Annotated in this window: 17 protein-coding genes and 1 tRNA gene; 9 read left to right on the top strand and 9 right to left on the bottom strand. The window is 36.8% G+C overall.

Features of this window, described 5'->3' with window-relative positions; all coding sequences use genetic code 11:
* Window positions 1-49 precede the first annotated feature (49 nt).
* Entirely contained in the window at window positions 50-568 is a 519-nt protein-coding gene (locus tag C6988_RS03580) for a phospholipase D-like domain-containing protein (RefSeq protein WP_182133683.1), read from the top strand.
* 5 nt (window positions 569-573) lie between these two features.
* Here C6988_RS03580 and rpiA read toward each other — a convergent pair whose 3' ends face one another.
* The 7 genes from rpiA to C6988_RS03545 form a co-directional block, all read right to left on the bottom strand.
* Window positions 574-1,251, bottom strand: coding sequence for a ribose-5-phosphate isomerase RpiA (rpiA, locus tag C6988_RS03575; protein ID WP_182133682.1), 678 nt, complete (start codon window positions 1,249-1,251; stop codon window positions 574-576).
* Window positions 1,252-2,184, bottom strand: a complete 933-nt coding sequence (locus tag C6988_RS03570) for a hypothetical protein (RefSeq protein WP_182133681.1) — start codon at window positions 2,182-2,184, stop codon at window positions 1,252-1,254.
* On the bottom strand, window positions 2,185-2,352 hold the full coding sequence (locus tag C6988_RS03565; protein WP_182133680.1) for a 50S ribosomal protein L37e: 168 nt from the start codon (window positions 2,350-2,352) through the stop codon (window positions 2,185-2,187).
* A 13-nt stretch (window positions 2,353-2,365) separates the two neighbouring features.
* Entirely contained in the window at window positions 2,366-2,599 is a 234-nt protein-coding gene (locus tag C6988_RS03560) for an LSm family protein (RefSeq protein WP_182133678.1), read from the bottom strand.
* A 45-nt stretch (window positions 2,600-2,644) separates the two neighbouring features.
* Window positions 2,645-3,370 (bottom strand): creatininase family protein, encoded by a 726-nt coding sequence (locus tag C6988_RS03555; RefSeq protein ID WP_182133676.1) that lies wholly within the window; start codon window positions 3,368-3,370, stop codon window positions 2,645-2,647.
* 5 nt (window positions 3,371-3,375) lie between these two features.
* Window positions 3,376-4,218, bottom strand: coding sequence for a formyltetrahydrofolate deformylase (locus tag C6988_RS03550; RefSeq protein WP_182133674.1), 843 nt, complete (start codon window positions 4,216-4,218; stop codon window positions 3,376-3,378).
* A 59-nt stretch (window positions 4,219-4,277) separates the two neighbouring features.
* Window positions 4,278-4,362 (bottom strand) — tRNA-Leu (locus tag C6988_RS03545).
* A gap of 49 nt (window positions 4,363-4,411) precedes the next feature.
* Between C6988_RS03545 and glmM the strand changes: the two genes are divergently transcribed.
* From glmM to C6988_RS03510, 7 genes are all read left to right on the top strand, one after another.
* Complete coding sequence (gene glmM / locus C6988_RS03540; RefSeq protein WP_182133672.1) at window positions 4,412-5,758, top strand: phosphoglucosamine mutase; 1,347 nt, start codon at window positions 4,412-4,414, stop codon at window positions 5,756-5,758.
* Between the two features lie 62 nt (window positions 5,759-5,820).
* A complete protein-coding gene (rpl7ae, locus tag C6988_RS03535) occupies window positions 5,821-6,207 on the top strand; it encodes a 50S ribosomal protein L7Ae (protein WP_182133670.1) in 387 nt (128 codons plus the stop codon).
* The gene (locus C6988_RS03530; protein WP_182133668.1) at window positions 6,204-6,416 is read left to right on the top strand and encodes a 30S ribosomal protein S28e; all 213 of its coding nucleotides are present in this window, start codon (window positions 6,204-6,206) and stop codon (window positions 6,414-6,416) included. The genes rpl7ae and C6988_RS03530 overlap by 4 nt, the downstream gene beginning before the upstream one ends.
* A gap of 8 nt (window positions 6,417-6,424) precedes the next feature.
* Window positions 6,425-6,625, top strand: a complete 201-nt coding sequence (locus C6988_RS03525) for a 50S ribosomal protein L24e (protein WP_182133666.1) — start codon at window positions 6,425-6,427, stop codon at window positions 6,623-6,625.
* 1 nt (window position 6,626) lies between these two features.
* The gene (gene ndk / locus C6988_RS03520) at window positions 6,627-7,028 is read left to right on the top strand and encodes a nucleoside-diphosphate kinase (protein WP_182133664.1); all 402 of its coding nucleotides are present in this window, start codon (window positions 6,627-6,629) and stop codon (window positions 7,026-7,028) included.
* A gap of 6 nt (window positions 7,029-7,034) precedes the next feature.
* Window positions 7,035-8,816, top strand: coding sequence for a translation initiation factor IF-2 (gene infB / locus C6988_RS03515; protein WP_182133662.1), 1,782 nt, complete (start codon window positions 7,035-7,037; stop codon window positions 8,814-8,816).
* 90 nt (window positions 8,817-8,906) lie between these two features.
* A complete protein-coding gene (locus C6988_RS03510) occupies window positions 8,907-9,293 on the top strand; it encodes a response regulator (protein WP_182133660.1) in 387 nt (128 codons plus the stop codon).
* 3 nt (window positions 9,294-9,296) lie between these two features.
* Here the strand turns inward: C6988_RS03510 and C6988_RS03505 are convergent, their stop codons facing one another.
* Window positions 9,297-9,824 carry an Lrp/AsnC ligand binding domain-containing protein gene (locus tag C6988_RS03505; RefSeq protein WP_182133658.1) on the bottom strand — a complete coding sequence of 176 codons (528 nt, stop codon included), beginning with the start codon at window positions 9,822-9,824 and terminating at the stop codon, window positions 9,297-9,299.
* A gap of 1 nt (window position 9,825) precedes the next feature.
* Window positions 9,826-10,065, bottom strand: coding sequence for an Lrp/AsnC ligand binding domain-containing protein (locus tag C6988_RS03500; RefSeq protein ID WP_182133656.1), 240 nt, complete (start codon window positions 10,063-10,065; stop codon window positions 9,826-9,828).
* A gap of 532 nt (window positions 10,066-10,597) precedes the next feature.
* Between C6988_RS03500 and C6988_RS03495 the strand changes: the two genes are divergently transcribed.
* A complete protein-coding gene (locus C6988_RS03495; RefSeq protein ID WP_182133654.1) occupies window positions 10,598-11,002 on the top strand; it encodes a hypothetical protein in 405 nt (134 codons plus the stop codon).
* Window positions 11,003-11,093: the final 91 nt, after the last annotated feature.

The following is an 11,093-nucleotide window of genomic DNA, read 5'->3' as shown; positions in this document are numbered from 1 at the left end:
TATGAAAAATTCCTCTCTACTTAATGCAATTTTTTGAATATACAATACAATGGGGGATTGGGCAGAAGATAGTTCTTCTAATGAATCATTTGATTACAAGCTTTCAGATGATCCAAATTCATCATATTCTATGATTCAAGGAAGAGCAAATTCTTATTCTAAAATTAGCCAGTTGCTTGATAATGCAACAAAACCCGTCTTTATGGTGACTACCATTGAAGATGTTTTGAGAATGTATTATACTCCGATTCCAGAAAAGATTTCACAGTGTAAGGAACGCGGTGTTCCAGTAAAACTTCTCACTGACTCTAAAAGTAATCACTTTCTATCTCTGACTAGGCGATTACATGCAACTGAGACTAGGACTGGTCCCCTGCCTTCCTCAGGAAGAATAATTGTGGAAAAATCTGCTCAGCTAGCCATATCTGGAGAGCTTAGTCAGTCCCTTGATCTAGAAGACTCGACTGATTCCTTACTTTATACAAACTCTGCTGGAATGATAAAGACGATGTATGATTTGTGCAAAAGAATGTGGATTATTTCAAGACCGCTTGATATCTCACAATAGCATCCTTAGGTAATCTCTTCAAATTTTCCACCAGACTTTGCTTTGTAGATTACATCTGGCTTTCTTGTAAAGATACCAACTTCCATGACTCCGGCAATTCCAATAATCTTTTGTGCAAGATTCTTTGGGTTTTTGATGGTTCCAAAATCACAATCAATTATGATGTTTCCATTTTCTGTGATAAACGGATAACCTCTGTCTAATGAACGAAGCTCAGGCTTGCCTCCAATTTTTTTTAACGTACTTGTAACAGTATTTCTTGCAAGTGGATGAACCTCTATTGGAATTTTTCTGTTAAAATTTTTTACAAACTTTGAACTATCTGCCATGATTACAATTTTTCTTGCAGCACTGATCAAAATGTTCTCTCTTAGCAGTGCACCTCCTCCGCCTTTAATCAAATATTTTTGTGAATCAATCTGGTCTGCACCATCAAATACTACATCTATCTTGTCCACTTGGTCTGCTTCAAGTAATGGAATTCCTCCTTCTTCGGCAATCAATTTGATTTGAAGTGATGTTGGAACTCCCTGCACTGAAATGTTTTTTGCTTTTGTATATGCTGATAATGATTTTACAAATGCAGTTGCTGCTCTTCCACTGCCTAACCCTATAACATTTCCATCTTTGACATATTTCAGAGCATCTGTTGATAATGCCTTGATGGCACCATCAAATGACAACTATTCTACCTCTGCTTGTTCAAGTTTGGAGAGTGTCTTCATAATCTCTCCTTTAATTTTCTCAAGATCATCAGTGTCATCTTCTTCTGATTCATCTTCTGCTGGTAAGTTTAATTTTGGTTTTGGCTTTGGTTCTGGAAGCTCTTCTGCTTTAGGAGCTTCAATCTCAGGCTTTGGTTGTGGTAATGACGGTGTAGTTTGAGGAGTAATTGCTGGTGTGATCTCTTGCAGTGTAGTTTGAACCGGTTCTGGTTTTTGTTCTTGAGGCTTTGGAATCTCTTTTACTATCTCAGGATTTGGCTCAATCTGCTTTTTCTCAAATAATGGGAACTCTATTGGTCTGTTTGGAATCTCTGTAAGTGTTGCAAATTCTACTCTCCTTCTTGGAGCATAAGATGGTAATTCTATCTGTGGAATGATTATTGGTTCTGGTTTTGGTGGTGTAGTAACTGTTGGCTCTTTTTGTTTTGTTTCCTGTTTTATCTCTGGTTCTTCTTCCTGTGGTTTCTTTATTTGAGGAACTGAAACATTTGCAACTGCAATCTTTGAGGATAGCTCATAGAGTCTTTGGTCTAGTTGTGATAGCTTTTGATCCATCAGAGTAATGAGGCCATCTCCAACAGGTCCCATGTCTGGATGCTTACTTGCAGCTTCAAGCTTTTCAATTCTTGCAAGAATTATTCCAAGTTGGTGTTGGTATTTTAGTAATAATTTGTCCCGCTGAATCTTTGTTAGTCCAGCATCGGATTGATATAATCTTGAGATTGTCTTTGTGAGAATCTCCTTTTCCATTCTAAGTGAATTAATTTGATTTTGAATCTGTGGGCTTGCCCCAAGTGATACAAGTTCTTGTTTTGACTTTGGGAATTTTTTAACAGCAGCAGCTGTGGCTACACCAGCAATTGATGTTAGAAAAAGCGCAATTTCTTGCATTTAGGTATACCATTTGATCCAAGAGTACTTTCGAATCTTTGCTGCAGGAAAACCGCAACTTGCACAGGTGTGGTGCCTTTTATGAAAAGAGTTCTTTCCACATCTTCTACATCTGATGTGTACTTTCTTTTTGGTAAAACCACCCATTGAAGTTGTACCTTTAGTCATTCCTATACCCTCACTATGATGACGGTGGTGGAGAGATCATAACTACATTATCTCCACGAACGACTATGGTTCCCAGACTCTTTGAATCGCCTTCAGAAGGGATCTCTTCTGACGAGTCGAGTAGCAGGTTCATGTGTTGGTCAAATCCTTGAAGACTACCTCGTATTGTCTTGCCGCCCTTGAGCTTGATCAAGACTACCTTGTTGATACTTTCTTCCAGTACTTTTACTGCCATATCTACGGACATTTATTTCACTTATTGGCGTGAGTAACTAGGGATTATATTAAAATTTCATTGGTGTAACTTTGGACTTTTGCCGGTGAGGCAAGTTTGACACTTTTTTTCAAGATTTGTGACTATTTCAGCAAAGATCTTCTTTCCATCTCTTGAATTAGCATCTCGGGGATCACCCCAGATTCCATTTTTTGTAACAGAAATGAATGATTTTGATGCTTTTTTGTTGATTACCTGTCTTTGTTTTGCAGAAATGTTTCCTGGAGAAAACCCCTTTACAGCTTTTTTCATATTGACATTTTTTGAAATTGCTAGCATTAACGATGTCTCAACAAATCCAGCATGATCAAACTCTTGACTCATAAAGTGCCAGTATGAAAAAGTAAAGACTTTGGTCTTTTTTGAGAAATCCTTTAATTTTTCCAAAGTCCGTAAGGCATCAATATTTCCATGATGACCATTAATCACAAAAACGTTTGAAATTTTGTTTTGCTCAAGTGAGAGTATCATGTCTGCTAGAATCTTTGAAAGTGTAGACTTGGTTATGCTGACATTAAAGTAGGGGGAGTGCTCATATGAAACTCCGTAATTTACTGTAGGCAGTAATAGAAAATTGTTTTTTTCTGAAATCTTCTCACACACTTTAGTTACAATATCAGAATCAGTAGATACTGGTAAATGCGGCCCGTGCTGCTCAAGTGAGCCAACTGGAATGACAGCAGCAATTTTTGTTGTTCTTATTTTTTTTCTTATTACTGGATCAAATTGATCTTTAATTTTCATTAAATTCACTTGGGTTTTATGTGAACTTTTCTCCAGCGGACCTCTAACTTGTTCTCAAGGTGTAATTTTAGAGCCTTGAGCAGAGTACTTGCCTCAAGTTTTTGTCCTTTTTCCTTAATCTTCTCCAGGCTATCGTTTGGATCCACTGTAAAGGAGTCTTGGAAAATAATTGGACCTTGGTCTAGGTTTTCAGTAACATAATGCGATGTAACTCCAATAATCTTTGTTCCCCTCTCAAAGGCTTGAGCATATGCAAGTGCGCCAGGAAATGCAGGCAATAGCGATGGATGAATATTGATTATCCTATTTGGATATCTCCACACAAAGTTTGGTGTAAGAATCCTCATGTATCGTGCAAGTGCAATTACATCCACATCATATTTTTTACAGATGCTTATCAGGTGCGCTTCTGCCTCTTCTTGATTACGTTCTTCAACTGCAACAAATGGAATTTTTGCTTTTTTTGCAATTGATGCTAATGTCTTTTCTGTACCAACAATTACTGAGATCTTTCCTTTTATCTTACTTTTTTCTGCAAGAATTTTCTGCAAGCAATGAGGCTCTTTAGTTACAAATACTGCAATATTTTTTTGAGAATTTGTTTCATGATGTGTGTCTACTTCCATCTTTTGTTTTTTTGCTTCCCGTTGTAATTCCAAATCAAATTTTTTTAGATCTAATTTTTTCACAAACGATGCTTCTAGATACATTCCAAACAGTCCCTTGATGACATTCTGATTTACTTTTTCGATGTTTCCTCCTTTTTGAAATACAAAATTTGTAAATGCAGCAACAATACCTTCTCTGTCTTTACCAACAATTGTTATGCCAACAATGGTCTTTTTCACGAACGTTTTTGATGGAATATACTTTATTAATGCTTTAGAAGTTTTTCAAAGATTTTAGATGCGGGAGGTGGGATTTGAACCCACGAACCCCTAAGAGACAGGGTCCTAAGCCCTGCGCCTTTGACCAGGCTTGGCAACTCCCGCACCACCACTGCCTTTAAACACAAATTTATCTATTGTTAACACAAAGCATATGGCAAAATTATTTGGAACAAATGGAATTCGCGGAATTTTCGGTCAAGATCTTAATTTAGAATTCATTCACGACATTTCATTATCAATTGCGACGTATTTCAAGAAAGGACCTATCTTGATTGGATATGATGGACGTGATTCAAGTCCTGTGATTGCCAAAGTCGTATCTGCTGCAATTAATTCATCTGGACTGGATTGCAAAATTGCTGGATTGGTTCCAACTCCATGTCTTGAATATGCAATTAAGAGCCTTGGATATTCTGGTGGAATAATGATCACTGCATCACATAATCCTCCCAAGTATAATGGAATCAAGCCTGTAGCATCTGATGGAGTTGAGATATCAAGAGAGGATGAGCTGATTATTGAAGAAATTTACTTTAACAAAAAATGGATTTCTAGTGAATCTTGGGGAAATACAGGTACTGAGACTAGAGCAAAGAGAGCATATTATGATGGGATAATGTCCCACATTGATGCTGATTCTATAATTTCAAAAAAATTCAAGGTAGCTTTGGATCTTGGTAATGGTGCGCAGGCAGTCACTGCACCAGAACTTTGCAAAGAACTTGGTTGTATGGTGTTTTCTGTGCATGAAACAATTGATGGAAATTTTCCTGGAAGAGGCTCAGAGCCAACACCACAAAACCTTGAGGCACTGTCTCGATGTGTTAAAGAAAATTCATGTGACTTTGGTGTAGCATTTGATGGAGATGGTGATCGAAGCCTTATCTGCGATGAATTGGGAAATGTTCTGACTGGAGACAAGTCTGCATTGCTATTATCAAAATTTTTACTTGGAAAATTTCCTTCATCAAAAATTGTTACCTGCTTAAACTCTGGCTCTGCAATTGAAGAGATTGCAAAACAAGCAGATTCGCAAGTAATCAGAACAAGGGTTGGAAGTGTAGAGGTGTCAAGAAAGATGGTTCCAATTAATGCTCTAATTGGTTTTGAAGAAAATGGTGGTTTTATGTTTGGAAAACATAACCAAGTTAGGGACGGGGCCATGACAATGTGCCTTGTTCTCGATCTCTTATCAAAGTCTGGGCAAAAACTATCGGCATTAACAAAGGAACTGCCTCCAAGCTTTACTACAAAAGACAAGGTTTCCTGTACAAAGGAGCAATCAGTGCGTCTTATCAAAACCCTAAAGGAAGAAAACCCGTCAGCAGACACAACCGAAGGCATCAAAATCAACGTAGATAGCAAAAACTGGATAATGGTAAGACCTAGCGGAACTGAACCTATCGTTAGAATATATGCCGAAGCTAGCTCCCAAGAAAAACTTGATGAGCTGATGTCTAAATACATGAAAATAGTAACTTTGGCACTTTCCGAATAACACTTTTAAAACCAATCGCTTGCATTCAGGGAATGAGAGATGATCCCTTAGGGTGACTTAGTATGGGTAAAGCATATTATGTTAAATTTGAAACGCCAGAAGACCTGGTTAGTCCAATCTTGGAAGCAGTACGAGTTGCTGCCACAAGCGGTAAAGTAAAGAAAGGAACTAACGAGGCTACAAAGGCTATTGAGAGAGGTACCAGTAAACTGATAGTTATTGCTGAAGATGTTGAACCACCAGAGGTAGTTGCACACTTGCCAATCTTATGTGAAGAACAAGGTGCAGCATATGCCTTTGTTCCAAGTAAACAAGAACTAGGCAAAGCACTTGGTATTGATATTACATCAGCTGCAGCAGCAATTTTGGACTCTGGAGACGCACAACACATAGTTGATCAAGTAGTTTCATCAATCGCAAAATTGAAAGGTGGAAAGTCTGATCAATGAGCACTCAAACTGACGAAGTAACTGCCGCAGAAGTTATTCAAATTGTCGGCAGAACAGGTATTGCCGGAGAAGTTATTCAAGTACGAGTCAAAGTTCTTGATGGAAAAGACAAGGGCAGAATTCTAACAAGAAATGTCAAAGGTTCAATTCGATTAGATGACATTCTAATGCTTCGAGAAACTGAAAGAGAAGCAAAGAAGATTAGATAGGTGAAATCATGAGTCTCTTAGTTAAACCATGTAGTTTTTGTGACAGACCAGTAGCAAAAGGTTCTGGAACAATGTTGGTAAAAAATGACGGCACAGTACTTTGGTTTTGTTCTGCAAAATGCAAAAAAAACATGCTAGATCTAAAACGTGATCCAAGAAAGTTAAAGTGGACCAAAAAGTACGTCAAAGGCGGAATTAGAAAGAAGTAAGTTGACTGAAAGATCATTATTCATTGTAAAGCCTGATGCAGTAAAGCGTAATTTAGTAGGAGAAGTCATTGCACGCTTTGAAAGAAAAGGCTTCAAGATAGTCAAATTAAAAATGTTTGAGTTTACTAAAGCACAAGCAGAAGAGTTTTATTCTGTTCACAAGGACAAACCGTTTTTTGGAGAACTAGTTTCATTTATCTCATCAGGAAAAGTTGTTGCAGCTGTCATTGAGGGAAATAATGCAGTTGCTACTACAAGAATAATGATTGGTGCTACAAAATCCTTTGAGGCTGCTCCCGGTTCAATTCGAGGAGACTTTGGTTTAGGATTTACTGATAACATCATACATGCATCTGATTCACCAGAAAGTTTTGAAAAGGAAGAGAGGGTAGCATTTCAGTGATTAATCTTGACAATAAGACAACCAATTGTGGCCGTACTGGGTCATGTAGATTCTGGTAAGACATCTTTATTAGATAAAATTCGTGGAACTGGCGTTCAAGGCAGAGAAGCTGGCGGTATCACTCAACACATTGGTGCAAGCTTTCTTCCACAAGAAACAATCAAGAAACGATGTGGTCCACTATATGAAAAATTGAGCAAAGTAGAAACTCAAATTCCTGGAGTGCTGGTTATTGACACACCTGGACACGAAGTATTTACGAATCTTAGAGCACGTGGTGGCTCTGCAGCAGATATTGCAATTTTAGTAGTTGATGTTAATCGAGGATTCCAACCCCAAACAAATGAGAGCCTGAAAATTCTTCAAACCCGTAAGGTGCCATTTGTAGTAGCACTAAACAAAGTTGATCAAATTTCTGGATGGCGAAAGAGTGATACTGCATTTATCACAAAGTCAATTAAAGAACAGGACGCTTCAATTCAAGCGGATCTTGATCAGAAGATTTACGATGTAGTGGGAACTCTCTCGATTTTAGGATACCAATCAGAGGCGTTTTACAGAGTTACGGACTTTTCAAAAGAGATCTCAATTGTTCCAATGAGTGCACGAAGTGGTGTAGGAATTCCCGAATTACTTGCTGTATTGGTAGGACTCACCCAACAATATCTAAAGAAGAAACTTGATCAAACTCAAAAATCAACTCGTGGTATCGTACTAGAAGTCAATGATGAAGTGGGATTGGGTGTTACTGCAAATATGATACTAATTGATGGTTCCATGAAAAAAGGTGACACGATCCTTGTTGCAAAACGAGATTCTGTAATTGTTACAAAACCAAAAGCAATTCTTTTGCCAAAGCCACTTGATGAGATGCGAGATCCTAGAGACAAATTCAAACCAGTAGATTCTGTTCAAGCAGCAGCTGGAATTAAAATTGCATCACCTGATCTTGAAGGTGTATTGCCTGGCAGTACAGTTTATGTTGCAACAAAACCATCTGAGATAGAAGATCTCAAAAAAGCAATTGAATCTGAAATGAAATCTGTATTTATCGAAACGGAGACTGACGGTGTGATTGTAAAATGTGATACAATCGGTTCCTTAGAGGCAATTACTGAAATGCTTCGAAGACAACAAATTCCAATTTCAAAAGCAGACATTGGACCAATTAATCGACGTGACATCATGGAGGCAAAAGCCATCAAAGAAAACGAGAGACATCTTGGCGTAATTTTGGCATTTAATGTTAAAACTCTGCCCGATGCACAGGAAGAATCTGAAAATCATCATATCAAAATTTTCAATGATCAAGTAATCTACAGCCTAATTGATAATTACACTGCATGGGTTGAACAAGATACACTTCATGAAGAAGATGCTATATTCTCCGAAATAACACCAATTGCAAAATTTACTTTTCTTAAAGGCTTTATTTTTAGAAATAATGATCCTGCAGTATTTGGAATACGTGTTGATGCAGGAACACTTCGACAGAAGGTCAATTTCATGAATGAATCGGGAAAAAAAATTGGCCAGGTACATCAGCTACAAGAAGACAAAAAAACTGTCCAGTCAGTTAAACAGGGAGCAGAAGTAGCATGCTCTGTCCAAGGAGTTACAATTGGAAGACAAATTCACGAAGAAGATGTGTACTACTCTCTACCGCATTCTCATGAAGCAAAGCAACTTCTCAAACAATTCTCCCACAAGCTATCTTCTGAAGAATTTGAAATACTAAACCAAATAGTAGAGATTCAACGCAAAATTGACCCTGCTTATGGGTACTAAACCAATAATTTCTCGTATAATATTATGCTCATACTGTCCGTTTGATTTAAACAACTTTTGAGTTAATTATTCACAAAATAAATTCAGTTTATGTCATGTAGGGCAATAATCATTGATGATGATCAAGATACCGTAGAAGTATACGAAGAATATCTAAAATGGAAAGGAATCGATGTAGTTGGTACAGGTTTTGATGGAAAAACTGCAGTATCTCTATACAAAATAAAGAAACCTGATGTTGTACTTTTGGATGTTATGATGCCCGATTTTGACGGATTTTATGCTCTAGAGAATATTAGAAAACATGATCCAAATGCCAAAATTGTAATGGCTACGGCAGATAAGACTAGAGAGACGCGCGATAGACTATACAAAATGGATGCAAATGCAATTGTTTACAAACCATATGAGATAGATGCAGTACTCAAAGCAATTGACAGCGTACTAGTTGGCGAAAAAGTATATGCTGAACTATAATCGCTAGTCTTGTTCTGATATTACGTTTAATGTCATTGACGTTCTAACATTTTGCAAATTTCTAACAAACTTTGTAATGATTCTTTCTAAATCTTTATGATTCTCTGCTTCAATCTTGCCTATGACATCATAGTGACCAAAAATTACATCTCCTTCTTTTACTTCTGGAATTCTCATGAGATTTCTTAATACAAAAAACTCTTGTCCTTTGTCTGTGTGTAGTATAACATACGCTTGAGCTTTATTTTTGCCCAAAATAGAGCCCATCAATTTATCTGCACCCTGAGAGATCTCTTCACCACCCTCTACTCGCATCAAAGTAATTGTAGAATGAACTTTATTCATACTGCGAATTTTTGATGTTATAGTCTTGTTTATCTTGTCTTCTGTATCTGCTTCAACTTTAAGAATTATATCATAAAGACCTAAAGTGCCGTGAACTTCTTTGACGTTTTCAATTGTTCTAAGCTGGGCTATGATGTCTTTTTCTGCACCAATGTCTCCAGTCAAAAGAACATATGCACGTGTCATGCTATTCTTGCCCTGAAACTCCCATTAATGTAAGAGTTGATCTAATGTTTTGAATTTTTCTTATGTTCCAAGTAATTATCTCTCTTAGCTTTTCAACATTATCAGATTCTAATTTTACCAAAATATCATAGGCACCAAATGTTCCATGCATTTCTTTTACTCCTGATATTGCCTTTAACTGCTTGATGATATCTTCCTCTGAGCCCAGCTCACAGTTAATCAAAACATAAGCTATTGCCAAAACTATCTATCCCCTCCTAATTTCATGAAGTTAGAAAGCTAAATGAGAATTTACACATTTTTCTGAAATCCTTTACAATTGTTTATTTTTTAAATTTAAAATAAACAGATCTTAGTTTAGTAGTTTAATTCAAAATTGAAAATTTAGATTTGTTCCATCAACTTTTGTTTGTACTTGCTATTTCGAGGACGCAATCTGAGTCTCGAGCCACAACAAGGGCAGTATGAGCCCTCCCATTTCATGAATGTGTCACAATAATTGCATCTTTTCTGCCCTATTCCATAACGACTACCCATTGGCTTCTTAGCCTTGTGCCTATAACACAAATTTTTACATGTAAATGACAACCAATACCCCCAGAGGATCTTTGGATCATGTACTAATTGAAAAATATGTCGATATGAGTAAACATTTCCAATGAGATCCTACTGGTGGTTCCTTCATTATGAAAACTTCTTACTCATGTCAGCTGATTTTTTATTCAATTAATTTTGTCTCATAAACCTAAATTGTGTTTGAATCAATGTGTAACATGGATGAATCCCTTATGATAAAGGCTCAAGAGCTACTTGATTCAGGATTGGGCGATACTGGAAGATTAGAGCATATAATGGATTACATTAAAAAAGATAAAACATTATTCAAATCCGATTTAAAATATTTGGAAAACATGCATGATTTTCTCTTAGAAAAAATTCAAAAACTCGAGCATGAGAGCAAATCCCTTAAACCAAATCATGTTACATTGTCTGAGCCTAGACCATCATCTAACAGAAAGCCATTACTAGCTGATGAAGATCTTGATAGAATTTTGGATGAACAAGAAAAAAGAAAGCAAAAAAACCTAGTTCCAAGAACCGAATCATTGCGGGCAGAAAACAATAAACAAAAAACCAGCAAACTAAAACAACTCTTTAGAAAAAATCCTAATAAATAAAACCCAATTTAAAGAAATTTACGCTCAAATCAGCCGCCTTATTTTTTGAAACTTGTTTGAGTAAATCAAAATAGCACCATCATATGTAATT

This window comes from Nitrosopumilus sp. b1 (genome assembly GCF_014078545.1).
In the GTDB taxonomy this organism is placed as follows: Archaea; Thermoproteota; Nitrososphaeria; order Nitrososphaerales; family Nitrosopumilaceae; genus PXYB01.
The sequence above is the reverse complement of the archived record's forward strand: the minus strand, read 5'-3'. Positions and strand labels throughout refer to the sequence as shown.

Coding starts and splice junctions, on each gene's coding strand:
- C6988_RS03580 (WP_182133683.1), top strand. CDS start 50: ATGGGGGATTGGGCAGAAGATAGTTCTTCTAATGAATCATTTGATTAC.
- rpl7ae (WP_182133670.1), top strand. CDS start 5,821: ATGGGTAAAGCATATTATGTTAAATTTGAAACGCCAGAAGACCTGGTT.
- C6988_RS03505 (WP_182133658.1), bottom strand. CDS start 9,824: ATGACACGTGCATATGTTCTTTTGACTGGAGACATTGGTGCAGAAAAA.
- C6988_RS03555 (WP_182133676.1), bottom strand. CDS start 3,370: ATGAAAATTAAAGATCAATTTGATCCAGTAATAAGAAAAAAAATAAGA.
- C6988_RS03530 (WP_182133668.1), top strand. CDS start 6,204: ATGAGCACTCAAACTGACGAAGTAACTGCCGCAGAAGTTATTCAAATT.
- C6988_RS03570 (WP_182133681.1), bottom strand. CDS start 2,184: ATGCAAGAAATTGCGCTTTTTCTAACATCAATTGCTGGTGTAGCCACA.
- C6988_RS03560 (WP_182133678.1), bottom strand. CDS start 2,599: ATGTCCGTAGATATGGCAGTAAAAGTACTGGAAGAAAGTATCAACAAG.
- C6988_RS03495 (WP_182133654.1), top strand. CDS start 10,598: ATGGATGAATCCCTTATGATAAAGGCTCAAGAGCTACTTGATTCAGGA.
- glmM (WP_182133672.1), top strand. CDS start 4,412: ATGGCAAAATTATTTGGAACAAATGGAATTCGCGGAATTTTCGGTCAA.
- C6988_RS03565 (WP_182133680.1), bottom strand. CDS start 2,352: ATGACTAAAGGTACAACTTCAATGGGTGGTTTTACCAAAAAGAAAGTA.
- C6988_RS03525 (WP_182133666.1), top strand. CDS start 6,425: ATGAGTCTCTTAGTTAAACCATGTAGTTTTTGTGACAGACCAGTAGCA.
- C6988_RS03510 (WP_182133660.1), top strand. CDS start 8,907: ATGTCATGTAGGGCAATAATCATTGATGATGATCAAGATACCGTAGAA.